The sequence below is a fragment of the Enterobacter sp. Cy-643 genome, from assembly GCF_011752815.1.
In the GTDB taxonomy this organism is placed as follows: Bacteria; Pseudomonadota; Gammaproteobacteria; order Enterobacterales; family Enterobacteriaceae; genus Cedecea.
On record NZ_VWWV01000001.1, the window covers coordinates 165,761 to 191,604 of the forward strand.

At 54.5% G+C, this 25,844-nt stretch carries 24 protein-coding genes and 1 other annotated feature; of the genes, 13 read left to right on the forward strand and 11 right to left on the reverse strand.

From position 1 onward, the window contains the following. Window positions 1-24: 24 nt before the first annotated feature. Window positions 25-1,062 (reverse strand): isopenicillin N synthase family dioxygenase, encoded by a 1,038-nt coding sequence (locus F3J29_RS00790; RefSeq protein WP_166862260.1) that lies wholly within the window; start codon window positions 1,060-1,062, stop codon window positions 25-27. 379 nt (window positions 1,063-1,441) lie between these two features. Here F3J29_RS00790 and F3J29_RS00795 point away from each other — a divergent pair, with 379 nt between their 5' ends. The 3 genes from F3J29_RS00795 to ykgO all read left to right on the forward strand — a co-directional run bounded on the left by F3J29_RS00795 (window position 1,442) and on the right by ykgO (window position 3,875). Beyond that, entirely contained in the window at window positions 1,442-3,346 is a 1,905-nt protein-coding gene (locus tag F3J29_RS00795; RefSeq protein WP_166862262.1) for a methyl-accepting chemotaxis protein, read from the forward strand. A gap of 124 nt (window positions 3,347-3,470) precedes the next feature. Further along, complete coding sequence (locus tag F3J29_RS00800; RefSeq protein WP_008460319.1) at window positions 3,471-3,731, forward strand: type B 50S ribosomal protein L31; 261 nt, start codon at window positions 3,471-3,473, stop codon at window positions 3,729-3,731. 3 nt (window positions 3,732-3,734) lie between these two features. Further along, on the forward strand, window positions 3,735-3,875 hold the full coding sequence (gene ykgO, locus F3J29_RS00805) for a type B 50S ribosomal protein L36 (RefSeq protein WP_003859006.1): 141 nt from the start codon (window positions 3,735-3,737) through the stop codon (window positions 3,873-3,875). Between the two features lie 3 nt (window positions 3,876-3,878). On the opposite strand, the gene F3J29_RS00810 is transcribed toward ykgO, so the two are convergent. The 6 genes from F3J29_RS00810 to F3J29_RS00835 all read right to left on the reverse strand — a co-directional run bounded on the left by F3J29_RS00810 (window position 3,879) and on the right by F3J29_RS00835 (window position 10,837). Then, on the reverse strand, window positions 3,879-4,355 hold the full coding sequence (locus F3J29_RS00810) for a YlaC family protein (RefSeq protein WP_166862264.1): 477 nt from the start codon (window positions 4,353-4,355) through the stop codon (window positions 3,879-3,881). Between the two features lie 125 nt (window positions 4,356-4,480). Next, window positions 4,481-5,032 carry a maltose O-acetyltransferase gene (gene maa, locus F3J29_RS00815; protein ID WP_166862266.1) on the reverse strand — a complete coding sequence of 184 codons (552 nt, stop codon included), beginning with the start codon at window positions 5,030-5,032 and terminating at the stop codon, window positions 4,481-4,483. A gap of 251 nt (window positions 5,033-5,283) precedes the next feature. Further along, window positions 5,284-5,499: a hemolysin expression-modulating protein Hha gene (gene hha / locus F3J29_RS00820; protein ID WP_008460299.1), complete on the reverse strand. Its 216-nt coding sequence runs from the start codon at window positions 5,497-5,499 to the stop codon at window positions 5,284-5,286. Between the two features lie 27 nt (window positions 5,500-5,526). After that, the gene (tomB, locus tag F3J29_RS00825; RefSeq protein ID WP_008460297.1) at window positions 5,527-5,901 is read right to left on the reverse strand and encodes an Hha toxicity modulator TomB; all 375 of its coding nucleotides are present in this window, start codon (window positions 5,899-5,901) and stop codon (window positions 5,527-5,529) included. A 564-nt stretch (window positions 5,902-6,465) separates the two neighbouring features. After that, complete coding sequence (gene acrB, locus F3J29_RS00830; protein WP_166862268.1) at window positions 6,466-9,615, reverse strand: multidrug efflux RND transporter permease subunit AcrB; 3,150 nt, start codon at window positions 9,613-9,615, stop codon at window positions 6,466-6,468. A gap of 22 nt (window positions 9,616-9,637) precedes the next feature. Beyond that, complete coding sequence (locus F3J29_RS00835; RefSeq protein ID WP_166862270.1) at window positions 9,638-10,837, reverse strand: efflux RND transporter periplasmic adaptor subunit; 1,200 nt, start codon at window positions 10,835-10,837, stop codon at window positions 9,638-9,640. A 143-nt stretch (window positions 10,838-10,980) separates the two neighbouring features. On the opposite strand from F3J29_RS00835, the gene acrR reads away from it, so the two are divergent. Then, window positions 10,981-11,619: a multidrug efflux transporter transcriptional repressor AcrR gene (gene acrR / locus F3J29_RS00840; protein ID WP_008460292.1), complete on the forward strand. Its 639-nt coding sequence runs from the start codon at window positions 10,981-10,983 to the stop codon at window positions 11,617-11,619. Window positions 11,620-11,770: 151 nt separating this feature from the next. After that, the gene (gene mscK / locus F3J29_RS00845) at window positions 11,771-15,151 is read left to right on the forward strand and encodes a mechanosensitive channel MscK (protein ID WP_166862272.1); all 3,381 of its coding nucleotides are present in this window, start codon (window positions 11,771-11,773) and stop codon (window positions 15,149-15,151) included. On the opposite strand, the gene rsmS is transcribed toward mscK, so the two are convergent. Together rsmS and priC are read right to left on the reverse strand one after the other, a co-directional pair. After that, window positions 15,148-15,315, reverse strand: a complete 168-nt coding sequence (rsmS, locus tag F3J29_RS00850) for a pleiotropic regulatory protein RsmS (protein WP_166862274.1) — start codon at window positions 15,313-15,315, stop codon at window positions 15,148-15,150. The genes mscK and rsmS overlap by 4 nt on opposite strands. 20 nt (window positions 15,316-15,335) lie before the next feature. Next, window positions 15,336-15,872 (reverse strand): primosomal replication protein PriC, encoded by a 537-nt coding sequence (gene priC / locus F3J29_RS00855; protein WP_166862276.1) that lies wholly within the window; start codon window positions 15,870-15,872, stop codon window positions 15,336-15,338. A 35-nt stretch (window positions 15,873-15,907) separates the two neighbouring features. On the opposite strand from priC, the gene F3J29_RS00860 reads away from it, so the two are divergent. From F3J29_RS00860 to F3J29_RS00875, 4 genes are all read left to right on the forward strand, one after another. Next, window positions 15,908-16,285, forward strand: a complete 378-nt coding sequence (locus F3J29_RS00860; RefSeq protein WP_166862277.1) for a DUF454 family protein — start codon at window positions 15,908-15,910, stop codon at window positions 16,283-16,285. Between the two features lie 151 nt (window positions 16,286-16,436). Then, on the forward strand, window positions 16,437-16,988 hold the full coding sequence (gene apt, locus F3J29_RS00865) for an adenine phosphoribosyltransferase (RefSeq protein WP_166862279.1): 552 nt from the start codon (window positions 16,437-16,439) through the stop codon (window positions 16,986-16,988). 245 nt (window positions 16,989-17,233) lie between these two features. After that, a complete protein-coding gene (gene dnaX / locus F3J29_RS00870) occupies window positions 17,234-19,162 on the forward strand; it encodes a DNA polymerase III subunit gamma/tau (protein WP_166862281.1) in 1,929 nt (642 codons plus the stop codon). Next, window positions 18,498-18,562, forward strand: a sequence feature (DnaX frameshifting element). Its footprint overlaps the gene before it by 65 nt. Window positions 19,163-19,249: 87 nt before the next feature. Beyond that, window positions 19,250-19,579 (forward strand): YbaB/EbfC family nucleoid-associated protein, encoded by a 330-nt coding sequence (locus tag F3J29_RS00875; RefSeq protein ID WP_008460260.1) that lies wholly within the window; start codon window positions 19,250-19,252, stop codon window positions 19,577-19,579. Between the two features lie 40 nt (window positions 19,580-19,619). Here F3J29_RS00875 and F3J29_RS00880 read toward each other — a convergent pair whose 3' ends face one another. After that, on the reverse strand, window positions 19,620-20,525 hold the full coding sequence (locus tag F3J29_RS00880; RefSeq protein ID WP_166862283.1) for a LysR family transcriptional regulator: 906 nt from the start codon (window positions 20,523-20,525) through the stop codon (window positions 19,620-19,622). Window positions 20,526-20,633: 108 nt separating this feature from the next. On the opposite strand from F3J29_RS00880, the gene F3J29_RS00885 reads away from it, so the two are divergent. The 3 genes from F3J29_RS00885 to htpG all read left to right on the forward strand — a co-directional run bounded on the left by F3J29_RS00885 (window position 20,634) and on the right by htpG (window position 24,198). Further along, entirely contained in the window at window positions 20,634-21,503 is an 870-nt protein-coding gene (locus F3J29_RS00885) for a pirin family protein (RefSeq protein ID WP_166862285.1), read from the forward strand. A gap of 104 nt (window positions 21,504-21,607) precedes the next feature. Next, entirely contained in the window at window positions 21,608-22,213 is a 606-nt protein-coding gene (recR, locus tag F3J29_RS00890; protein ID WP_166862287.1) for a recombination mediator RecR, read from the forward strand. Window positions 22,214-22,323: 110 nt separating this feature from the next. Further along, window positions 22,324-24,198 carry a molecular chaperone HtpG gene (gene htpG / locus F3J29_RS00895; RefSeq protein WP_166862289.1) on the forward strand — a complete coding sequence of 625 codons (1,875 nt, stop codon included), beginning with the start codon at window positions 22,324-22,326 and terminating at the stop codon, window positions 24,196-24,198. Between the two features lie 154 nt (window positions 24,199-24,352). On the opposite strand, the gene F3J29_RS00900 is transcribed toward htpG, so the two are convergent. Beyond that, on the reverse strand, window positions 24,353-24,703 hold the full coding sequence (locus F3J29_RS00900) for a hypothetical protein (RefSeq protein ID WP_166862291.1): 351 nt from the start codon (window positions 24,701-24,703) through the stop codon (window positions 24,353-24,355). A 401-nt stretch (window positions 24,704-25,104) separates the two neighbouring features. Here F3J29_RS00900 and adk point away from each other — a divergent pair, with 401 nt between their 5' ends. Then, on the forward strand, window positions 25,105-25,749 hold the full coding sequence (gene adk / locus F3J29_RS00905) for an adenylate kinase (protein ID WP_008460251.1): 645 nt from the start codon (window positions 25,105-25,107) through the stop codon (window positions 25,747-25,749). The last annotated feature ends 95 nt before the right edge of the window (window positions 25,750-25,844 follow it).

Consider the following 25,844-nt stretch of genomic DNA (forward strand, 5'->3'; position numbering starts at 1 on the left):
TTTTCCTGTTATTTTAGTGTGTTATTAAGCGATCAGTTCACTGCTGTTACGAAGGACATCCGGGTAATAGCGTTCCGCCACGTCAGGGTGTGAGCGCAGGCGGCCTTTCAGATAGTTCCAGCCCACGTCGCGCAGCAGCGGGTTCTGCGGGTCGCTTTCTGGCCCCTGGGCTTCGCGAGCCAGCGCTTCCGGGAGCTGATAAACCGGCACCACGGCGTTGAGCTGTGCGCCCAGGAAGAAGGCGATGGACAGGCGTTCTTCATCCTGAGGAGGAGAAACTACGCGGTGGACGGTAGCCCGCAGATAGCCGTTGGTGGCCAGCTCCAGCAGTTCGCCAATATTGACCACAAAGCTGCCCGGCAGCGGCTGGGCATCGACCCAGTTATCCGGCGAGACTTCGACCTGCAGGCCTTTTTTCTCGTCCTGCAGCAGGAAACTCAGGAAGCCGGAGTCCTTGTGAGCGCCAACGCCCTGGCTACTCTGCGTGGCAGACTGCCCCGGATAGCGAATCAGCTTAATGTGTTCGTTGGGCAGGTTGCCGTACAGGTCGTCAAAGGCATCGGTCGGCAGGCTCAGGGCTTCGGCAAAGGTGCGCAACAGTTTTAACGCCACGGCGGTCATTTCGCTTTGCCACTGTAAAAGCGTGGGTTTGAGTTCTGGCCTGGCGGTCGGCCAGAGGTTTGGCCCCTGCAGGCGACGCCACGCCGGGGCGTATTCATCCGGCGGCAGTGCCTGGCGTTCTGCACCGAGGTCAAACTGTTCGCGCCAGTCGGGCTGGCCGCGGGTAAGTTCGCTGGCCGCGCGGTTGTAGCCACGGAAATGCGGCGAATGGATCATCGCCACCTGCTGTTTTTCATCGTCGGGGAGGGCAAAGAAGCTGCGGGCCTGGTCCTGGACCGCCTGCTGCAGGTCAGGGCTAATGCCGTGGTTGATCAGGTAGAAAAAGCCAATTTCTCGCGCGGCGTAGCGCAGCTGGCTGAGGAAGGCTGCACGGTCAGTTTCGCTGCCGTTAAGCTGGGACAGGTCAAGAATCGGCAGTGCCAGGCCTGGATTGGTGCTCATAGTTTACTCCGGTCAATAAAGTCTTAGAAAAGGCGGTCGGGTTGAGTTCGGCACAACAGCGGCACAGCATCATGGCAATGTCCTTCTGGATACGGTCGGGTAGCGTTAGCGCTTACCTTGCCGCAATCAAAAAACCTCGCCCAATATTGTTATCTTCTAAGGTATGACCCGGTGGGGTTCTAAGCATTTGCGGAAACGAGAAAAGTCTAATCATTGCAAAATATTTCAATGAATAGGGGTAACTTATGGATTTCACTGAGGCTTAATTACATTTAGAAATAGTTAACGAGCAGTTAAGTTATGGCGGCAGTTAAGTTTATGGGTTTTATGCCGAAGAGGTTGCTAAGCGTTTCGCTTTCTACCCCCAGGTATCTTCATCATGCTAAAAACTACACAATCCCGATTTATTACCTCTTTATGTTTGTTTTTCATGTTGTTAATTGCGGTTACTTCGCTGGTGATTCACTTTTTTGTGACGCCGCAGCTGAAGCGCAATGAAACCCAGCTGATTCGCTTCGAAGTGGATAACGTGGCGGTCAATATTACCGAGCAGATGAACCGGGTACAGGCGCAGATGCGCAGCATTACCCAGTCCGTGTCTGCGATGCAAAGCGATGATATTAATAAGTTATTGCCGACGCTGGTGGATCAGTACCAGGATGTGAACGTGTTTGGCGGCGGCATCTGGCCTCTGCCGGAAAAACGCGAGGCGGGGCGCAATAAGTTCAGCACTTTCTTTGCCCGCAACGGCAGCAATAAACTTGAAGAAAATACCTATTGGAACTCAGATGCCGCGCCTAACTACTACGAGCAGGTGTGGTACAAAGCCGGGCTGGCTTCTCCGGCAGGGCAATGTGCCTGGGCAAACGCTTACCAGGATGATGCCAGCCCGCAGCCGCGGACTAACTGCGCCATGGCGATTACCAAAGAGGGCCAGCCGTGGGGCGTGGCAACCATCGACGTGACGCTGGGCTTCTTTAATCAGCTGGCCAAACAGATGAGCGAAGCGGTGAAAGGCCAGGTGCTGATCATCGAAGCCGACGGGAAAGTCGTCGGCAACGCGGATCAGATTGGCAAAACGGCGGGCTTAAAAAATCTTTCTGAGCTGAGCGGCTCGCTGCCAATGGCGAAAGCGGTTCAGGCAATGCTGCCCGGTTTCAATGCCAGCCAGAGCGGTGAGAATGAATACGATAACGACGGCACTTCGCACACCGTTATTTTACAGACGGTAAAAGGCAGCCCGTGGATTCTGGCGGTTGACCTGCCAACTGCGCTGCTGACCAAACAAACGGACGCAATTCTGCTGCGCCTTGGCATGGTTCAGATCCCGATGGCGATCGTTTTGCTCGGGATCCTGGTGCTGTTTGTGCGCAATATGATGCGTCGCCTGGGCGATCTTAACCGTAATATCAGCCGGCTTTCCGCCGGTGGTGCTGACCTCACGCAGCGCCTTGAGCCCACCAGTAGCCCGGAGTTTAACGCCATTATCGACAGTTTTAACGGCGTGATTAGTTACCTGCAAACCATGCTGCGGCAGGTGGGGGATAGCGCCCGGGCCATTTCTTCGGCCTCTCATCAGATTGCGACAGGCAACCAGGATCTGTCCGCCCGCACCGAAGATCAGGCCAGTTCGATTGAGCAAACGGCGGCCTCGATGGAGGAGCTGACCAGCACCGTTCGCCAGAATGCCGACAACGCCGCCCACGCCAACGAGCTGGCGCGCGAAGCGTCCAGCGTGGCGGTGAAAGGGGGAGAAGTAGTGAAGCAGGTCGTCAGCACGATGAATGCTATTCAGACTTCTTCCGGCAAAGTAGTGGATATTATCAGCGTGATCGACAGCATCGCTTTCCAGACCAATATCCTGGCGCTCAACGCCGCTGTTGAGGCAGCCCGAGCCGGTGAGCAGGGCAGAGGTTTTGCGGTTGTGGCTTCTGAGGTTCGCAGCCTGGCTCAGCGCTCTGCGCAATCGGCGCGGGAAATTAAAGCGCTGATCGAAAATTCGGTGAGCAATGTGAATCTGGGGACTGAGCTGGTTAATCAGGCTGGCAGCACCATGGAAGAGCTGACTCAGGGCGTGCGTAACGTGACGACGCTGATGGCTGAAATTATGTCTTCCAGCCGCGAGCAGAGCACCGGCATTGAGCAGGTGAATCTGGCGATTAATCAGCTGGATAGCACCACGCAGCAGAACGCCGCGCTGGTTCAGGAAGTCTCTTCCGCCTCGCATTCGATGGCGGAACAATCCACCCAGCTTGAGCGTGTAGTCGCCGGATTTAAACTCTAATCACAGCGGGCACCCAGGTGGTGCCCGCTTCTTTTTGGCCTACCTTCCCGTTGAAACCCCGCTTGCAATTTGCCCAATCATCTTTTATTTTATTGTTACGTTATAACGTATCGGAATGATTTTTATGCAGCGCGATATCCATCCGTTTTACCGGACCGTGGTGTTTCACGACACCAGCGTAAATGAATATTTTAAAGTGGGCTCGACGATCAAGACCGACCGCGAGATTGAGCTGGATGGGGTGACTTATCCCTATGTGACGATCGAAGTCTCTTCTGCTTCGCATCCTCATTACACCGGCAAACAGAAAGTCTTCGTCAATGAAGGTGGCCCGGCGCGCTTCCAGCAGCGTTTTGGCAAGTTCTTTGGCGGGAAGGAGTCTTAAGAAATGCAGGTATTGAATTCACTTCGCAGTGCAAAACAGCGCCACCCCGATTGCCAGATTGTGAAGCGTAAGGGGCGGCTGTATGTGATTTGCAAATCTAATCCGCGTTTTAAAGCGGTGCAGGGACGGAAGAAACGTCGCTAGCGGTCATCGCTCACCCGCAGGCTGTTGGCGGGTGAGTGAGAAGACGTCATAAAACGACAGTTCCCCTTTGCGGCTGAGCATTTTGTGCAACAAGGATTTTTGCTCTTCATCCACGCCCGGGGAGTTAAGAATTTCATCGATCAGCGCCCCAGGTACGTTGCGGGTGTTGTACCATTCGCCGTTATAGCAAACGCGCAGGTCGAGGACGTCAATATCGCTGTAGCGGTAGCGAGGGTTGACGTCAAAGAAGAAAAACGCGTTCATCAGCGCGAACAGCACGACCAGCAGCCATACTGAGCCCGCCAGGGTTTCTGATTCCAGCATTACCCACATTGTGGCAAACCAGCCAATATACATGCCGATAAACAATCCGGGATGCTTGCGGATAAAACTGATACTGAAGCGCGGGCGGTTATCGCGCTTTTCAGTTTCATTCAGATGTTCGATGGTATTGGTGAGCAGGCGCTGAATTTCTGACATGGTGTGCCTTCTAAGTTCTCTGTTTCGGTTGTACGCATGACCAGACTATTTTAAGAACCACGGGCCAGGCAAAAAAGTAACAGATAAGCCAAAAATAACCATAACAGTTAACAGATCTGGCCGCCTTACAGCATCTTAATAATACGGGCCGGGTTACCCGCCACAACGCAGTTGGCCGGAATATCTTTGGTGACCACCGAGCCTGAACCTACCACGACATTATCGCCAATATTCACGCCGGGATTAATCACAGCGCGCCCGCCAATCCAGACGTTATTGCCAATCGTCACCGGCTTGCCAAATTCAACGCCGCTATTTCGTGCTTCAGCATCCAGAGGGTGTGTTGCGGTATAAATATGCACGCCGGGCGCCAGCATACAGTTGTCGCCAATGCGAATAGGACAAGGGTCCAGCATGACGCATTCGAAATTGGCGTAGAAGTTTTTACCCAGGTAGATGTTATAGCCATAGTCGCAGCGGAAAGTGGGTTCGATGTACGCCCCTTCGCTCTGGCCAAGCAGCTCGGCCAGGATCTCATCGCGGTATGCCTGTTCGTCCGGAGAGCTTTGGTTGTAGCGATGCAGCAGCTGCCGTGCTTTGTGGCTCTCCAGCTGCAGGGTTTCGTCTCCAGGCCGGTATAGTTCACCGGCAATCATTTTACGCTTTTCTTCACTCATCACGGGTTCCCTCTTCAGTGGCCTGCAAGGCTACCTGAATTTAGAGAGAAAAGAGTGGGTATCGTTCCCTGAGCGTGATGAATCTCACGTCGCAGACTGCGGCGCGGCAAAGTTAGCGTTGAGGAGTGCTTGCGGTATTTCGCTGGCGGGTTAACGGGCGTTAATCCAAACCTGTGCAACATCGACTGAGACAAACCAGACAATAACGAAGATGAAATGTGATTTAAAATATTATTTAATAAAATTTTATATTAGCGAATAAATTTCCACACTGAAGGTGGGATTTTGTCATACAGTTTATTCATCGTCAGTTCTGCAAGACGGTGGTCGGCTGCTGAATAAAATACCGCCAGTTCATTATCTGATAATTCATATTTATTTTTTTCTATTACGCGTTCCAGCGTATCAATTGTCTGACAACGCCGCAGGCGCATCAAATAATCGGTCTTAGTGAGCTTGGTAGTCATAAATTCGCCTTAAGTATTTTAATATTTTTAGAACGAGTGGCTTACTGGGTTAGCGCGACTCTCACTGATGAAACATCTGAACAAGCGATTCCCTGATTTACGCCACCGCTGCAAGTCCTGTGCGTTGATGCCGTAATTGCTAAATAACATAAAAGTATCGTCCAGGTATTCATCAATTTGTTCAATCAATTTGCTCTCATCTGGATACTTAATCTTATAATTAAGCGCCGATGCAGCAATGTGTTCAATCAATTCATTCAACTGAAGATTAATGGCCGACGTAGGATCATTAACCCATCCATGATTGCTCTCACCAAGATTGGTCAGACAATCGTGATACAGACTCTCACAAAGGAACTTAAGCTGCGCAATGTCGTGCCGCTTTGGTGAGTATTCGTCCATAGTGCTGCCCCTTTTATCGGTAAACCAAATGATAAACACAACGGGTTGGGGTGGACACACCTGATGAGGTGAAGAACTGTTGCCACGATTATTACATGTGCTGTAACTATAAATCAATATTGCCTGGATTTCATGCGGCTCTAACGAAAAATTACAATTAAGTTAAAAAATCAGAATACGTTACTAAATGTGAATTAAAACTTTCGTATGAATTTTAACTTAAATTCTCAGACATTCATTAACCCGCAATGGGTAATATTTATAACTTTCAGCTGGTTAATCAATCTATAAGACTATTCTGTATCCGGCTAAAAACCAGGCGTTAATTTGTAAGAATGTTCCCAAATAAATGTAACACTTCGGTTTTTGTTGTTTCGTTAATCATGGATTAACGAGCATTTAAGCGTTATTTTCTCCGAAATGAGAAGGCATTTATGTTGAAGATAATGTGGAAGAGAGAAGTGAATGTGGAAATTATAAATCTGAAATAACAGTGCAGAAACCGGTTTCTGTATTCATAAAAAAGGCCGCATTACGCGGCCTTTTGTTATGTGATTGAACGGCTTACTGGTGGTGTTCTACCGGATGCGCATGTTCAATATCTTCACTCTTGCGGCTGAAGCGGCGGCGTACCACCACGAAGAACACCGGTACGAAGAAGATAGCCAGCACGGTTGCGGTCACCATGCCGCCCATTACACCGGTACCTACGGCATTCTGCGCGCCACTGCCTGCACCTGTACTGATAACCAGCGGCATTACCCCGAGGATAAATGCCAGGGAAGTCATCAGAATCGGACGCAGACGCATACGCACGGCTTCAAGCGTCGCTTCAATCAGACCTTTGCCTTCTTTCTCCATCAGATCTTTGGCGAATTCAACGATAAGTATCGCGTTCTTCGCCGACAGGCCAATGGTTGTTAGCAGGCCAACCTGGAAGTAAACGTCGTTGGTGAGGCCACGCATCGTTGCGGCCAGCAGGGCACCGAATACGCCAAGCGGAACCACGAGCATGACGGAGAACGGAATTGACCAGCTCTCATACAGCGCCGCCAGACACAGGAACACCACAATCAGCGAGATGGCGTACAGGGCAGGGGCCTGGTTGCCGGACAGGCGTTCCTGGTAGGACATGCCTGTCCAGTCAAAGCCAATGCCGGTTGGCAGTTTCGCCGCCAGCTGCTCCATCATGTCCATAGCTTCACCGGTACTTTTACCCGGTGCTGCCTGGCCCAGGATTTCCATGGAAGGCAAGCCATTGTAACGTTCCAGACGTGGCGAACCGTATTCCCAGCGTGAGGTAGAGAACGCGGAGAACGGAACCATCTGGCCGGAAGAGCCACGCACGTACCAGTTACCGATGTCGCCTGGCAGCATACGGTATGGCGCTTCGGCCATAACATACACTTTCTTCACGCGGCCACGGTCGATGAAGTCATTGACGTAGCTGCCGCCCCAGGCTGCACCCAGCGTGGTATTGATATCGCTAATGGATACTCCCAGCGCCTGGGCTTTTTCCTGATCGATATCGATTTTGAACTGCGGTGTATCTTCCAGACCGTTCGGACGCACGCCAACCAGCAGGTCAGGGTGTTGGGCAATCATGCCGAACAGTTGGTTACGAGCCTGAGTGAGCTGCTCGTGGCCAAGGTTTGCCTGGTCAATCAGCTGGAAGTCAAAGCCGGTTGCGGTACCCAGCTCGACAATCGCCGGCAGGTTAAAGGCAAAGACCATTGCATCTTTAATCTGCGAGAAGGTGCCCATCGCACGGCCTGCAATAGCCGGAACTTTGTTCTCTTCCCCTGAACGCTCACTCCAGTCTTTAAGCGAAACGAACGCCAGACCGGTGTTCTGACCACGACCAGAGAAGCCGAAGCCGTTAACGGTAAACACTGAGTTAACGTTGGCTTTCTCTTTCGTCAGGAAGTAATCCGTGACTTCATCCAGCACTTTCTGCGTACGTTCCTGGGTTGCCCCCGCAGGCAGCTGCGCCATGGCTAACAGCACGCCCTGGTCTTCATCCGGCAAGAACGAGCTTGGCAGACGAACAAACAGAAACGCCATGCCGACAACAATCAGCAAATACACCACCAGATAGCGGCCGGTGCTGCGCAGAATGTTACCGACGCTGTCGGTGTAGTGATGCGTGCTCTTCTCGAACATTCTGTTGAACCAGCCGAAGAACCCTTTCTTGTCATCGTGATGACCTTTCGGGATTGGCTTAAGCATGGTTGCACAGAGTGCAGGAGTCAGAACCATCGCGACAAGCACCGAGAGCACCATCGCCGAAACAATGGTAATCGAGAACTGACGGTAGATTGCACCGGTAGAACCGCCGAAGAACGCCATCGGAATAAAGACCGCGGACAGTACCATCGCGATACCGACCAGTGCGCCCTGAATCTGGCCCATGGATTTACGCGTGGCTTCCTTCGGTGGCAGTCCATCTTCCACCATCACGCGCTCAACGTTTTCAACCACAACGATGGCGTCATCCACCAACAGGCCTATCGCCAGCACCATGCCGAACATCGTCAGGGTGTTTATCGAGTAGCCAAAGGCGGCAAGGATAGCGAACGTGCCCAGCAGTACCACCGGTACCGCAATGGTTGGAATCAGCGTTGCCCGGAAGTTCTGCAGGAACAGATACATAACCAGGAACACCAGCACGATAGCTTCGACCAGCGTTTTTACTACTTCGTTAATGGAGATTTTAACGAACGGTGTGGTGTCGTACGGGTACACAACCTTCAGGCCTGCCGGGAAGTAAGGCTGAAGTTTTTCTACCGTGGCGCGTACCGCTTCGGCGGTATCCAGGGCGTTAGCACCTGTCGCCAGTTTTACACCCAGACCGGCTGCAGGCTGGCCGTTATAGCGGGCGATAACGTCATAGCTTTCGCCACCCAGCTCAACTTTTGCCACGTCTTTCAGCAGTACGCGAGACCCATCCTGATTCACTTTCATCAGGATTTTGCTGAACTCTTCTGCAGATTTCAGACGGGTTTGCGCAATGATAGAGGCGTTCAGCTGCTGACCTTTAACCGGCGGCGTTCCGCCGAGCTGGCCTGCTGCTACCTGGGCGTTTTGTGCCTTGATAGCGTTGATCACATCCACCGGCGTCAGTTGGTAGTTGTTCAGTTTGTTCGGATCCATCCAGATACGCATCGCGTACTGAGCACCAAACAGCTGAACGTCACCAACACCGTGGGTACGGCTGACCGGGTCTTTAATGGTTGCGCCAACGTAGTCAGCAATATCCTGCTGGTTCATAGAACCGTCGGTGCTGATCATACCCAGTACCATCAGGAAGCTACTTGAGGACTTCTCAACGCTAACCCCTTGCTGCTGTACTTCCTGCGGCAGCAGCGGCATAGCCAATTGCAGTTTGTTCTGAACCTGAACCTGTGCGATATCGGCATCGGTGCCGGAATCGAAGGTAATGGTGATTTGAACGGTACCAGAGGAATCACTGGTAGAGGACATGTATAACAGGCCATCGATACCGTTCATATTCTGTTCGATAACCTGGGTTACTGAATCCTGTACCGTTTTCGCATCTGCACCCGGGTAGTTAGCCGAGATCTGAATTGCCGGTGGCGCGATCGTGGGATACTGCGCGATAGGCAATTTCATGATCGCAAGCGCACCCGCCAACATAATAATGATGGCGATTACCCAGGCAAAGATGGGGCGATCGATAAAAAACTTAGACATGTCTTAACGGCTCCTGTTTGAGTTAAGACTTCGGTTGTTCTGACTGCGCGCCTGCGGCGGGTTGCTGTTGGCCTTTATTGTCTTCCGCAACTTCCTGCGCTTTTACCTGAACACCCGGTTTTACTTTCTGTAGGCCGGTAACAATCACGCGATCGCCTGTTTGTAACCCATCGGTAACCAGCCATTTGTCGCCGATCGCCTGGCTGGTTTGCAGCTGGCGAACTTCAACTTTGTCATCCTTCCCAACGACCATCGCGGAAGCATCGCCGCGTGGAGTACGAGTAACCCCCTGCTGCGGAACCAGGATGGCGTTCGGATTAACGCCTTCTTCCAGTTTGGCGCGAACAAACATCCCTGGCAGCAGGGTTTTGTCCGGGTTAGGGAAGATAGCGCGCAGGGTGATAGACCCGGTGGTCTGGTCAACGGTCACTTCAGAGAATTCCAGCGAGCCTTCCTGAGGGTAGGTAACGCCGTTGTTCATCGTTAGCTGGACTTTCGCTTTACCGTTTTCCTGTTTCAGTTTGCCGTCGGCCAGCTCCTGCTTCAGGCGCAGGAAGTCATCGCTGGACTGGGTTACATCCACATAAATCGGGTCAAGCTGCTGGACGGTGGCGAGGGCGGTGGTTTGCCCGCTGGTAACCAGCGCACCTTCGGTGACCGCGGATTTCCCGATGCGGCCGCTGATAGGCGAAGTGACTTTGGTGTAGGCCAGGTTGATACGAGCAGTTTCAACCGCGGCTTTTGCTGCGACGACGTCAGCGTTTGCCTGCTGTGCGGTTGCCGCAGCCGTATCGTAGTCAGACTGGCTGATGTATTTGGTGCCCAGCAGTTTCTGGTAACGTTTGACGGTCAGCTGTGCGAGATTCGCGCTGGACTGGGCTTTCGCCAGGTCGCCTTTCGCGCTGTCGTAGGCAGCCTGATAGGTGGCAGGATCGATCTGATACAGCGAAACACCGGCCTGAATATCGCTACCTTCAGTGAAGTTACGCTTCAGAATAATGCCGCTAACCTGAGGACGAACTTCTGCGATGCGGAAGGCGTTGGTGCGTCCTGGAAGCTCAGTAGTAATCTGCAATGGCGCGCTTTTCAGAGTCACTACACCCACTTCCGGGGCGTGCGGCGCACTCTGCTGAGTCTCTTTCTCGTTACATCCTGTAAGCGCTAAGCTGCCTGAGAGCATCAGAACGGCCGCCAGAGGCGTAAACCCTCTGTTTTTGTTCATATGTAAACCTCGAGTGTCCGATTTCAAAGTTGTTCAATGGATCAAATGTCCACAAACCCATTGCTGTGTTTATATTATCGTCGTGCTATGGTACATACGTTCACAAATGTATGTAAATCTGACTAAAGTAAATTCACTCACTTATGGCACGAAAAACTAAAGCTCAGGCGCTTGAAACCCGCCAGCACATCCTCGACGTTGCGATTCGCCTGTTTTCACAACAGGGCGTCTCCGCGACTTCGCTGGCGGATATTGCGCAGGCTGCCGGAGTAACACGTGGTGCAATTTACTGGCATTTCAAAAATAAGTCGGAATTGTTTAGTGAGATCTGGGAGCTAACCGAATCCAGTATTGGTGACTTAGAGATTGAGTATCGGGCAAAATATCCAGACGATCCACTCTCAGTGATAAGAGAGTTACTCATTTATATCCTACAGGCAACGGTGACAGAAGAGCGCCGGCGCCTGATGACAGAAATCATTTTCCACAAGTGTGAGTTTGTGGGCGAACTTGAGGTTTTGCAGCAGGCCAGACGCACGCTTTATATGGAAGGAAATGAGCGTATCGAAGCCGCTTTACAGCGCTGTATCGACGCCGGGAAACTCCCTGCAGGCCTGCGCCTTTCCCTCGCTGTCACGCTGATGCGCAGCTACATTACCGGGCTGATTGAGAACTGGCTGGTGGCTCCGGAAACCTTTGATTTACATGCTAAAGCACCAGACTTTGTCGCCGTCCTGCTGGAGATGTTCCAGCTTAGCCCCACGCTGAACAAACCGGCGTAACTTTCGGCTGCCATTCACCCGATAAATCATTTGAGATTCCTCCGAGGGCGATTGCTATTCTGCGCCCTGAAGCCGTGTTATTCTGCGCGTCTTCCGTGGCCTTTTACTTTTAGCTGGCACTTATCATGCGCAGCACCGTAATGACTCAACCATGACTACCCAGCCCAACGCTCTGTCGCGGACTTCCCGTTCCGCATTGATTCTTTTCCTGTTTTTGTGTGTTTCCGTCCTGTTGCCTTTTTCTGTGGCTCAGGCAGCGGCAGGCAATGGCGATTTGCCTACAAAGGCAGAGGTGCAGTCGCAGCTGGACTCGCTGAATAAGCAAAAAACGCTGACGCCGGACGATAAGCTTACCCAAAAAGATCTCACGGAAACGCTTGAGATGCTGGACAAGCTCGACCGCGTGAAGCAAGAGACGGCACAGCTTAAAACCACGGTTGCCCAGGCGCCGGACAAGCTCAAACAGGCCACCGACGCGCTGAACTCGCTGAGTACGCCAGCCGATGACGAAGCCACGCGTAAAACGCTGGGCTCGCTTTCCCTGCGCCAGCTGGAGGCCCGGTTGACCAGCGTGCTGGATCAGCTGCAGTCGGCCAATAACGACTTATCCACGCTGAACAGTCAGCTGGTGTCGCTGCAAACTCAGCCCGAGCGCGTGCAGAATGCCATGTACAGCGCCTCCCAGCAGCTTCTGCAGGTGCGTAACAGGCTGAACGGCACTACGCCGGGGGAAGCCACGCTACGCCCAAGCCAGCAAAACTTGCTGCTGGTCCAGCAGGCGCTGCTGAACACCCAAATTGAACAGCAGCGGAAAAGCCTGGAAGGCAACACCGTCTTGCAGGATGCGCTGCAAAAACAGCGCGATTACACTAACGCCAATATCGGGCAGCTTGAGCACACGCTTCAACTGCTGCAGGAAGCGGTTAACAGCAAGCGCTTAACGCTGACGGAAAAAACGGCTCAGGAAGCCGTCACGCCGGACGACGCCGATGCCAGCGCGGTGCAGAATAACCCGCTGGTGCGTCAGGAGCTGGACGTTAACCACCAGCTCAGTCAGCGGCTGATTAACGCCACCCAAAGCGGAAATGAGCTGGTTCAGCGGAATATCCGCGTCAAAAACTGGCTCGATCGTGCGCTGCAGTCCGAACGTAACCTGAAAGAACAAATCTCGGTATTGAAGGGCAGCCTCTTGCTGTCGCGCATTCTTTATCAGCAGCAGCAAACGCTGCCGTCTGCCGACGACCTTGAAGACCTCACCAACCGCATTGCCGATCTGCGCCTCGAGCAGTTTGATATCAACCAGCAGCGCGATGCCCTGTTCCAAAGCGACAGCTACGTCGACAAGATTGTCGAAGGGCATAAAAACGAGGTTAACGACGAAGTTCACGATGCGCTGATGCAGGTGATAGATATGCGCCGCGAGCTGTTGGATCAGCTCAACAAGCAGCTGGGCAACCAGCTGATGATGGCGATTAACCTGCAAATTAACCAACAGCAGCTGATGAGCGTCAGCACCAGCCTGCAGAAAATGCTGACCCAGCAAATCTTCTGGGTGAACAGTAACAAGCCAATGAACTGGGAGTGGATCAAATCCTTCCCGGGGGCGCTGCACGACCAAATCAAAGGCATGAAGCTGGATATCAGCTGGCACAAAGTGCTGGACGGGCTGTTTATGTCGCTGTTCACCGCGCTGCCGTTAATGCTGCTGGCCGGGCTGCTGCGCTGGCGCTATAAGTGGATCGACAGGCAGCTGGCTAAGCTGGCCTCGGAAGTCGGGCAGTTGCGTACGGATACCCAGCTCAACACGCCTAAAGCGATTCTGCTCAACTTCCTGAAAGTGCTGCCGCTGACGATGGCCATTCTCTCGGTGGGGCTGGTATTGCTGTTTATGCAGCTCAATATCAGCGAGCTGCTGTGGGCGTTTGCCAAAGAGCTGGCGCTATTCTGGCTGGTGTTTGGCATGGCCTGGCGCATTCTGAGCAGCCGAGGTCTGGCCGTGATCTGGTTTAACATGCCGGAGCACCTGACCCGCCATTATCGTCGTCAGATCGTGCGCATCAGCTTTGCTTTGCTGCCGCTGTTATTCTGGTCGGTTGTCGGTGAATTGTCGCCGCTGAACCTGATGGACGATGTGCTCGGGCAGTTTATGATCTTCCTTAACCTGCTGCTGATCACCGCCCTGGTTATCCCGATGTGCCGCGACAACTGGCGGGATAAAGAGTCTCATCCGATGCGGCTGCTGACCATCACGGTGCTCTCCATTGTGCCGGTCGCGCTGCTGGTGCTGACCGCAACCGGCTATTTCTATACCACGCTGCGCCTGGCTAACCGCTGGATAGACACGGTTTACCTGGTGATTATCTGGAACCTGATTCACCAGACGGTGATCCGCGGCCTGAGCGTTGCGGCACGCCGTATTGCCTACCGCCGCGCGCTGGCTCGCCGGCAGAACATGGTTAAAGAGGGCGCAGAGGGCGCAGAGCCGGTAGAAGAGCCGCCGCTGGCGCTGGATCAGATCAACCAGCAAACCATGCGTTTGACCATGCTGCTGATGTTCGCCCTGTTCGGCGTGGTGTTCTACGCCATCTGGTCGGATTTAATTACCGTCTTTGCCTATCTCGACAGCATCGTACTGTGGCATTACACCGGCAGCGAAGCCGGTGCCACGGTGATGAAAAACGTTACGATGGGCAGCATCTTGTTCGCGATAGTGGCGACGATGGTCGCCTGGGCGCTGATTCGAAACTTGCCGGGCCTGCTGGAAGTGCTGGTTCTGTCGCGCCTGAAAATGCGCCAGGGCGCCTCTTACGCCATTACGACCATCCTCAACTACGCCATTATCGTGATTGGCGCGATGACGGTGTTTGGCTCGCTGGGCGTGTCGTGGGACAAACTGCAATGGCTGGCGGCGGCGCTGTCGGTGGGCCTGGGCTTTGGTTTGCAGGAGATCTTCGGTAACTTCGTTTCCGGCCTGATCATCCTGTTTGAACGCCCGGTACGCATCGGCGATACCGTCACCATCGGGACATTCTCAGGCAGCGTCAGTAAGATCCGCATCCGTGCAACGACAATCACCGACTTTGACCGTAAAGAAGTGATCATTCCGAACAAGGCGTTTGTGACCGAACGACTGATCAACTGGTCGCTGACCGACACGATCACCCGCGTGGTGATCAAGCTCGGCGTGGCGTATGGATCCGATCTCGATAAAGTGAAAGAGATCCTGCTGAAGGCGGCGATGGAACATCCGCGGGTGATGCATGACCCGGAACCGGCGGTGTACTTCACGACGTTTGGGGCCAGTACGCTTGACCACGAACTGCGCTTGTACGTTCGTGAACTGCGCGACCGCAGCATTACCGTGGATGAGCTGAACCGCGCCATTGACAGACTGTGCCGTGAAAACAATATCAATATTGCCTTCAACCAGCTTGAAGTGCATCTGCACAATGAAAAAGGCGATGAGCTGACGGAAGTTAAGCGTGATTTAGGCAAAAACGGTGGCCTGTTGCCGCCGACCGGCCAGCCTTAATCGCCGGCGGGAGGCGTTTGTGCTTCCCGCTGCTTACGCAGAAAATCCTGACGGACAATGTCCAGCGCCGCGAGGGCGGTGTCCGTTGGGATCTGATGCTGCTCCAGCAGCATGATTAAATCGACGGCCAGTTTGATCTCGTCCGGGGCGTTATCCAGCGACATTCTTGCTCCTTAGTTGGGGGTTAACTCAGCCCGCGCTCGCGTCTTTCAATGGCTTTTTCTATGCGGGTCAGCGCCTGACGACAGCGCTGCAGGCGGCCTTCCAGCGCGGCCAGTTCTCGCTGAAGCTTTTGCTGGCCAGCAAGCGTGGTTTGCAGGGAAAGCTGGCTTTCTCTATCGCTCACCATCGCCAGCAGCCTGCGTTCGTAATCCTGATGGGTAGCCAGTTTTTCGTACAGGTTTTCCTGCACCTTTTGCTGCGGCTCGCTTTGGCGTAAATGCGCGGTGGCCAATTCCCGCTGTAGCGCGGCAATCTGCGCCACCAGTTTTTCGGCGATAAACGCCACCTGGTCCGTTTTGCCGTGGCTGACGCTAAGCTGAAGCTGGGTGAGATTAGCCTGAGCTTCCTGGAGATAGTCTTTCAGCTGCGTGCTGTGGGTATGAAAGAGTTTTCGGTCGAAGCGCGCCTGGCTTGCCCGGAGAAGGGCGACCGGCTCCACGGCGGCGGCCAGCTCGGCGACCCGAGTTTCCAGGGCTTGTAACAGCGAAGCGGTTTTCACAGAATGGCTCTCCAGGGATTGTCAGAGGTTACAGCATGAAGCGTCTTATTCTACTCATCATCGGCTGGCTGGCGGTAGTGCTTGCGACGCTGGGCGTGATATTACCGCTGTTGCCGACCACGCCTTTTTTGCTGCTGGCCGCGTGGTGTTTTGCCCGCTCGTCGCCGCGTTTTCACCACTGGCTGCTGTACCGCTCATGGTTTGGCAGCTATCTGCGGCACTGGCAAACGCACCGCGCCATGCCCCGGGGCGCAAAGCCAAAAGCTATCCTGTTTATTCTCGTCACCTTCGCGCTTTCGCTATGGCTGGTGAAGATAGTGTGGGTTAGAATTTTGCTGTTGGTGATACTTTGTGCGCTGCTTGTTTTTATGTGGCGCATCCCGGTGCTTGATGAAGCACAACAAAAGCGATAAACCGCAGCAGAAGCTGTTGCAATTGTCGCGTCCAGCCAGTAAATTCGAGCGTTTTCGAGCACGGGTACAGCTGGTTAACCGTTAACCAGTGGTTCACATTTGAACCCACAGGTACTCTGTTTAGTATCATGTTTTTAGCAGGCATAAACCGATGACCGCGACTGCGCAGCAGCTTGAATATCTCAAAAACAGCATTAAAAGCGTTCCTGATTACCCAAAACCAGGAATTCTGTTCCGTGACGTGACCAGCTTGCTGGAAGATCCGAAAGCATATGCCACCAGCATTGCGCTGTTAGTTTCTCGTTTCAAAGACGCCGGTATCACCAAAGTGGTAGGTACTGAAGCGCGTGGCTTCCTGTTTGGCGCCCCGGTTGCGCTGGAGCTGGACGTGGGGTTCATTCCCGTGCGCAAACCTCGTAAGCTGCCGCGTGAAACCATCGCCGAAAGCTACGAGCTGGAATACGGCACAGACAGCCTTGAAATCCACGTGGATGCCATCAAACCGGGCGATAAAGTGCTGGTCGTGGACGATCTGCTGGCAACCGGCGGCACCATTGAAGCAACGGTGAAACTGATTCGTCGCCTTGGCGGGGAAGTGACCGATGCCGCTTTCGTTATCAACCTGTTTGACCTCGGCGGCGAGCAGCGCCTGGAAAAAATGGGCGTGAAAAGCTTCTGCCTGGTGCCTTTCCCGGGCCACTAAGCTTCTTCGATCTACAGGCCTCGCCCAGCGGCGGGGCTTTAGTTTTGAGACAAACGCCCAAAAAACGTGGTTTTTAGGCGTTTGGGCAAGTCAAAAGTACATATCCTTTGCTTTTTTGAGGCGAAGAGAATGCTTTTAAAGCGCCAGTATCTGGTCAGATATCACAAGCCTCGCCCAGCGGGCGGGGCTTATGTTAGCATTACCCCCTCGATTCACCTTTCCCGCGAACCAGAGCCTAACTCCAGATGAGCTACCAGGTCTTAGCCCGCAAATGGCGCCCCCAAACTTTTGCTGATGTTGTCGGCCAGCAACACGTACTGACCGCGCTGGCTAATGGTTTGTCGCTGGGCCGCATTCACCATGCGTATCTTTTTTCCGGCACGCGTGGGGTGGGGAAAACCTCAATCGCCCGTTTGCTGGCGAAAGGGCTGAATTGTGAAACCGGCATTACTGCAACCCCGTGTGGCGTCTGCGATAACTGCCGTGAAATAGAACAGGGCCGCTTTGTCGACCTGATTGAGATAGACGCCGCCTCGCGCACTAAGGTAGAAGACACCCGCGATCTGCTGGACAACGTGCAGTACGCTCCCGCCCGCGGCCGCTTTAAAGTCTACCTTATTGACGAAGTGCACATGCTCTCGCGCCACAGCTTCAACGCGCTGCTTAAGACGCTGGAAGAGCCGCCTCCGCACGTAAAATTCCTGCTGGCCACCACCGATCCGCAAAAGCTGCCGGTGACCATTCTTTCTCGCTGCCTGCAATTCCACCTGAAAGCGCTGGATGTCGAACAGATCCGCCATCAGTTGGAGCACATTCTTGGTGAAGAGAAAGTCGTAAGCGAACCCCGGGCGCTGCAGCTGTTAGCCCGCGCGGCGGACGGCAGCCTGCGCGATGCGCTGAGCCTCACCGACCAGGCGATTGCCAGCGGAGACGGGCAGGTCACTACCGCCGCCGTCAGCGCTATGCTCGGCACGCTGGATGATGACCAGGCGCTGTCGCTGATTGAAGCTGTCGTCCAGGCCGACGGCCAGCGAGTCATGGCCTTGCTGAACGACGCGGCCGCGCGCGGCGTGGAGTGGGAAGCGCTGTTGGTAGAAATGTCCGCGCTGCTGCATCGCGTGGCGATGGTTCAGCTTTCTCCGTCTGCCCTTGGCAGCGATATGGCGACCATCGAACAGCGCATGCGCGAGCTTGCCCGCGTTGTTCCCCCGGCCGACGTGCAGCTTTACTACCAGACATTGCTGATTGGCCGCAAAGAGTTACCGTGGGCGCCCGATCGCCGCATGGGCGTAGAAATGACGCTGCTGCGCGCGCTGGCTTTCCACCCGCGCAAGCCGCTGCCTGAGCCGGAAGTTCCCCGCCAGGCGGCAAGCATTCCGGTGGTCAACCCGGTCTCGCACCAGCCAGCCACAAGGCAGCAGCAGGCGGCACTGCCGCCGGACAGGGAAGCCCCTCCGCTGCCGGATGCCACCAGTCAAATCCTCCAGGCGCGCAGCCAGCTGATGCGCCAGCAGGAGGCTGATAAAGCAAAAAAGAATGAGCCGGCAGCGCAACGACTAGCGCGGCCGGCAAAAAGCTCCGCGCTGGAACGTTTGGCCTCGGTGACCGAACGCGTTCAGGCGCGCCCTGCGCCGACGGCGCTGGAAAAACCAGCGAAGCCAGAAGCCTATCGCTGGAAGGCTCAAAATCCGGTTGAAGAGGCCCCCGAGCCGGTCGCTACGCCCAAGGCGCTGAAAAAAGCGCTTGAGCATGAGAAAACGCCGGAGCTGGCGCAGAAGCTGGCCGAAGAGGCTACCGAACGCGACGAATGGGCGGCGGAAATCAATCAGCTGGTGCTGCCCAAGCTGGTGCAACAGCTGGCGCTTAACGCCTGGAAAGAGGTGGACGGCAACCGGGTTTGCCTTCATTTGCGCCCAGGCCAGCGTCACCTGAATTCGCCCTCGGCGCAAAAAACGCTGTCAGATGCCCTGAGTTCGCACCATGGTGAAGCGATAGAACTGACTATTATTGAAGATGATAATCTGGCGCGCCGCACGCCGCTGGAGTGGCGTCAGGCTATCTACGAAGAGAAGCTGGCGCAGGCGCGCGAGGCGATGAGCAACGACAGCAATATTCAGACTCTGCAAAGGTTCTTTGATGCGGAGCTGGATGAAGATAGTATTCGCCCTGTTTGATATGCCTCGCCTGGCGCGGCATAGTGTGTAACCCTGATAGCCACTCTCGCATTCTGCGAGGGCTGGCCCGATGAAAGAGAGAAGATTATGTTTGGAAAAGGCGGTCTGGGTAACCTGATGAAGCAGGCCCAGCAGATGCAGGAAAAAATGGCCCAGGCTCAGGAAGAAATCGCCAACATGGAAGTCACCGGCGAGTCCGGCGCGGGCCTGGTGAAAGTGACCATCAACGGGGCACACAACTGCCGCCGTGTCGAAATCGACCCAAGCCTGATGGAAGATGACAAAGAGATGGTTGAAGACCTGGTTGCCGCAGCCTTCAACGATGCCGCTCGCCGTATTGGCGAAGCGCAGAAAGAAAAAATGGCTGGGGTGTCCAACGGCATGCAATTGCCACCGGGCTTCAAAATGCCATTCTGATGTTTTCCAGCCTTCTCCCGCCCGGGAGAAGGCCGTTTTATCACTCCTCGTCCAGTGCCTGATAACTCTCCGCCAGAAAATCAATTAGCGCCCGCACCGCCGGTAACTGTCCTCGTCGTGAAGGGAAGACCGCATGCACGACCTCCATTCTTGCGCGCCATTCGGGTAACACGTGAACCAGCTTGCCCTGCACCAGCGCGTCGTTAAGCATCAGCTTCGGGAGCTGCACGACGCCAATGCCGTTTAGCGCCGCGGTACGCAGCGCGATCATATCAGTCGTCACAAAGCGGGGCTTATGGTGCACAATCACCTCCTGCTGCTCCGGGCCAAACAGGCACCAGCGATAAGTTTGCTGCGGCCTGTCCAGCGCCAGGCTTGGCCAGCGGGCGAGATCCGTGGGTGCCGCCGGCATACCCTGTCGGGCGACTAAATCCGGGCTGGCCACCAGGCACATGCTGCGGATGGCCAGTTTGCGCATCACCAGGTCACTGTCTTCCAGCGGTAGAGGCCTCACGCGAATGGCTAAATCAACGTTTTCGTTCAGCACGTCCACGCGGCGGTTGGTTTCCTCAAGCTGAATAACAATTTGCGGATAAAGACGCATAAAGCGCGCCAGCATATCGCCGACATGGACATGCAGCAGCGCTATCGGGCAGGTGAGTCGGATCAGCCCTCGCGGCTCTGACTTTAGCGTGTCGATGGCTTCCTGCGCCGCTTCAGCTTCGATCATCATCGCTTTGCAGTGGCGGTAGAAGATCTGCCCGGCTTCGGTGACCGTGAAGCTGCGCGTGGAGCGCTGCAGCAGGCGGGTTTCAAGCCGTTCTTCCAGCAGCGCAATGCGGCGGCTCAGTCGGGATTTAGGAATGCCGATCGCCCGGCTGGCGGGTGAAAAACCGCCATTGTCCACCACCTGCACGAAGTACCTCAGGTCGTTTAAGTCTTGCATTTCTATTGTCCTGTTATTGGAACACTGAGTCCATTTTAGCACTCTACCGAGCTGAGCGTCTGACGGGTAAGCTTTATCCCATCAGAAACAACCCTTGTGGAGAGAATCATGAAATCAATTCTTGGCGTTTATACCGCACCGGCTTCTCATTGGGTGGGGGATGGATTCCCGGTTCGGTCGCTGTTTTCGTACTCAAAATTTGCCGAGCAGCTTAGCCCATTCCTGCTGCTGGACTACGCGGGCCCGGCGGAATTTAAGCCGAGCAATAAAGGCCAGCGCGGGGTGGATCAGCACCCGCATCGCGGCTTTGAAACCGTGACCATCGTCTATAAAGGCGAAGTGGCGCACCGCGATAACGCCGGCAACGGCGGCGTGATTGGCCCGGGTGACGTGCAGTGGATGACTGCGGGGAGTGGGATCCTGCACGAGGAATATCATTCTCCGGCGTTTAGCGAAGCGGGCGGCAGTCTGGAAATGGTGCAGCTGTGGGTTAACCTGCCTGCCAAAGACAAAATGACCGCGCCTGGCTATCAGCCGATTACCGACGGCGATATTCCGGTGGTCGATTTGCCGGACAACGCCGGTAAAGTTCGGGTGATTGCCGGTGAGTTTGACGGGACCAAAGGCCCGGCCAGGACTTTCTCGCCCATCAGCATCTGGGATTTGCGCCTTAACCAGCAGGGCGTCACTCAACTGGCGGTGAAAGACGGCTGGAACACGGCGCTGGTGGTGTTGAAAGGCACGGTACTGGTCAACGGTGAAGAGGTGGCGCGTGAAGCACAGCTGGTAGTGCTGGATGCCAAAGGCGAAAGCGTGACCCTCGAAGCCAATAATGACGCGGTGGTACTGCTGCTCAGCGGTGAGCCATTGAATGAGCCTGTGGTTGGCCACGGCCCGTTCGTGATGAACACCAAAGAGGAAATTCATCAGGCTATCGATGATTTTAACCAGGGTCGTTTCGGCAAAGACATCGCGTAAACTTTATCCCCCGGCGAGCCTTCGCGCGGGGGATATCTTTTCCTATACCCATCCGCGGGGCTAATGTTAGGCTATAGCCCACTTTTTTCTCACAAGCCCGAGCGATGCAAACCAGTCCTTTACTCTCAGCCCTTATGGAATCCCTGCGCTGCCTGCCCGGCGTTGGCCCGAAATCTGCCCAGCGTATGGCGTTTGCCCTGCTGCAGCGCGACCGCAGCGGTGGGATGCGTCTGGCTCAGGCGCTGACCCGCGCGATGTCCGAAATCGGCCACTGTGCGGATTGCCGTACCTTTACGGAGCAGGAAGTGTGCTCCATTTGCTCCAACCCACGCCGCCAGGAAAACGGCCAGATTTGCGTGGTGGAAAGCCCGGCGGATATTCACGCCATCGAGCAAACCGGCCAGTTCTCGGGGCGCTATTTTGTCTTAATGGGGCATCTCTCGCCGCTGGACGGCATTGGCCCGAACGACATCGGACTGGATCGCCTTGAACAGCGTCTTGCCAGCGAATCCATGAAAGAAGTGATTCTTGCCACCAACCCGACGGTAGAAGGCGAAGCCACGGCGAACTACATTGCCGAGCTGTGCGGGCAGTACGGCGTTGAGGCCAGCCGTATCGCGCACGGTGTGCCGGTGGGCGGCGAGCTGGAAATGGTGGATGGCACCACGCTTTCGCACTCGCTGCTGGGTCGCCATAAGATTAATTTTTAATCGGTCGGGGGAGGTTTTTGCCTCCTCCTGCTTGAAAAGGCACAAATCGCTACCATATCCCCCTCAACGCTTTCTTCATCCCGTATGATTTTGTTGAGGTATCAATGACCATGAAAGGACAAGAGACTCGCGGTTTTCAGTCAGAGGTAAAACAGCTTCTGCACCTGATGATCCACTCTCTCTATTCAAACAAAGAAATCTTCCTGCGTGAGCTGATCTCCAACGCCTCCGATGCGGCAGACAAGCTGCGCTTCCGCGCCCTGTCTAACGCCAGCCTTTACGAAGGCGACGGTGAACTGCGCGTTCGTGTCTCTTTTGACAAAGACAACCGCACTCTGACCATCGCCGATAACGGCATCGGCATGACCCGTGATGAAGTCATCGACCATCTGGGCACCATCGCTAAATCCGGCACCAAAGCTTTCCTCGAGTCCATGGGCTCCGACCAGGCGAAAGACAGCCAGCTTATCGGCCAGTTCGGCGTGGGCTTCTACTCCGCGTTTATCGTGGCGGACAAAGTCACCGTTCGCACTCGTGCCGCCGGTGCCAGCGCGGAGCAGGGCGTGTTCTGGGAGTCTGAAGGCGCGGGCGAATACACCGTAGCCGATATTGAGAAAGCCGATCGCGGCACAGAAATTACGCTGCACCTGCGCGAAGGCGAAGATGAGTTCCTGGATGACTGGCGCGTGCGCTCCATCATCAGTAAATATTCTGACCACATCGCTCTGCCGGTTGAGATTGAACAGCGTGAAGAGAAAGACGGCGAAACCGTTATCAGCTGGGAAAAAATCAACAAAGCTCAGGCGCTGTGGACCCGCAGCAAGTCCGACGTTAGCGACGACGAATACAAAGAGTTCTACAAGCACATCGCCCACGACTTTACCGATCCTATTGCCTGGAGCCACAACCGCGTAGAAGGTAAGCAGGAGTACACCAGCCTGCTGTACATCCCTTCCCAGGCACCGTGGGATATGTGGAACCGCGACCATAAACACGGGCTGAAACTCTACGTGCAGCGCGTGTTTATCATGGACGATGCCGAGCAGTTCATGCCGAACTACCTGCGCTTCGTGCGTGGCCTGATAGATTCTAACGATCTGCCGCTGAACGTTTCCCGCGAAATCCTGCAGGACAGCCGCGTGACCCAGAACCTGCGTAGCGCGCTGACCAAACGTGTGCTGCAGATGCTGGACAAGCTGGCGAAAGACGATGCTGAGAAATACCAGACCTTCTGGAAAAACTTTGGCCTCGTGCTGAAAGAAGGCCCGGCGGAAGATAACGCGAACCAGGAAGCTATCGCTAAACTGCTGCGCTTCGCGACCACGCACAACGACTCCTCGGCACAGACCGTGTCGCTGGAAGAGTATGTCTCCCGCATGAAAGAAGGTCAGGAGAAGATCTACTACATCACCGCAGACAGCTACGCGGCGGCGAAGAGCAGCCCGCATCTGGAACTGCTGCGTAAGAAAGGCATCGAGGTTCTGCTGCTTTCCGATCGCATCGATGAGTGGATGATGAGCTACCTGACCGAATTCGACGGGAAAGCATTCCAGTCAGTCAGCAAGACGGATGAATCACTGGATAAGCTGACGGACGAAGAAACCGAAGAAGCGAAAGAAGCCGAGAAGGCGCTGGAGCCGTTCGTGGATCGCGTGAAAACCCTGCTGGGCGAGCGCGTCAAAGAAGTTCGTCTGACTCACCGTCTGACCGATACCCCGGCGATCGTCACCACCGACAGCAACGACATGAGCACCCAGATGGCGAAACTGTTTGCCGCTGCGGGCCAGGAAGTGCCGGAAGTGAAGTACATCTTCGAGCTTAACCCGGAGCATGCGCTGGTAAAACGCGCTGCGGATACGCAGGATGATGCGCAGTTCGGCGAGTGGGTTGAGCTGCTGCTTGACCAGGCGCTGTTAGCCGAGCGCGGTCAGCTGGAAGATCCTAACCAGTTCATCCGCCGCATGAACCAGCTGCTGGTTTCTTAAGTCGGATTGATTATCTGACAAAAACCACCTGTATCGACAGGTGGTTTTTTTTCACTTAACTATTCAGGCACAGTAACTGCAGAAAATTTCATGCTTTAAAAAGTAAGGTTATTTTTCTGTCGGAATATGGGCTATGGATGTTGAATTTCAGGTATTACAGCCACTTTATTTTGCTTTCCCAACCTTTCAGTTCCATGCACTGATTAAATAACCGGTCCCGGCTTTCGCTATTCACGTCCATCACATAGCTTTCAATTTCTGGCTTTTTTACCGCCCGGGTTTTCTCGCCATCACACTCATCTTTTTTAGTACAGGCTTCGTAGTAAGTGGTGTACTTAGTGCGCTGTGCAACCTCGTTCCTCACTGGAAAAGCCTGCTGGGACTGGGTTTCACAGGCGCCACGTGCGCTGGTGTACTCCTGCGCGTTACTGCGGGTTTTTACCCACTGAGATGTGCACCCGCTTAGCAGCAAACAACAGATAATGGCAATTAAGGGCTTATTCATGGCGGGCGCTCTTCCTCTTAGCAAAATAGATCTCCTGGCTAACAGCCTGACGCCAAACTGCGTCGGCAGGCTGTGTTGGCCGTCATTATAATTGCTGTACATAAACCTAATCTATATAGCGGGCCTTTTTCATCCAGCCTGGCGGCTCATAAATTACCCGACGAAGACCTTATTATTCCCTGGTGATACAAGGGATGAGTCAGCTGCTGTAAAAATAAAAATGCGCCCTGGCTGAACCGATTCTGGCTTCAGTCAGGGGCGAAAAGTGGTCGGGATTCAGGCGGAATCGAGGCTCGGGGCTTCAGCCTGAGCGCCTCCCTTCCTTGTGATGATACCGCCTTTAGTGGTATGGTTTTCGCCTCAAATTCGATTGAATAATTAAATGTATGGGGAATTACGCAATGCGTATCATTCTGCTCGGCGCGCCGGGCGCAGGTAAAGGGACTCAGGCTCAGTTCATCATGGAGAAATACGGCATTCCGCAAATCTCCACCGGTGATATGCTGCGTGCTGCGGTTAAATCTGGTTCAGAACTGGGTAAACAGGCCAAAGACATCATGGATGCTGGCAAACTGGTGACCGATGAGCTGGTTATCGCCCTGGTTAAAGAGCGCATTGCGCAGGAAGACTGCCGTAACGGCTTCCTGCTGGACGGTTTCCCACGCACTATCCCGCAGGCAGACGCCATGAAAGAAGCGGGCATCAAGGTTGACTTTGTGCTGGAGTTCGACGTACCTGACGAGCTGATCGTTGACCGCATCGTAGGCCGTCGCGTGCACGCTGCTTCCGGCCGCGTTTACCACATTAAATTCAACCCGCCTAAGGTTGAAGGCAAAGACGACGTGACCGGCGAAGAGCTGACCACCCGTAAAGACGACCAGGAAGAAACCGTGCGTAAACGCCTGGTGGAATACCATCAGATGACCGCGCCGCTGATCGGCTACTACTCTAAAGAAGCGCAGGCGGGCAACACTCAATACGCTAAAGTTGACGGCACCCAGGCCGTGGCTGACGTGCGCGCTGAACTGGAAAAGATCCTCGGATAATTTCTCACCGCGACAATGAATACCAGGGCATGCCCTGGTATTTTTTTGCCCCTATTTTCCCCTTTCACTGTAATCGGTTCTCGTTTCGCTCTTTT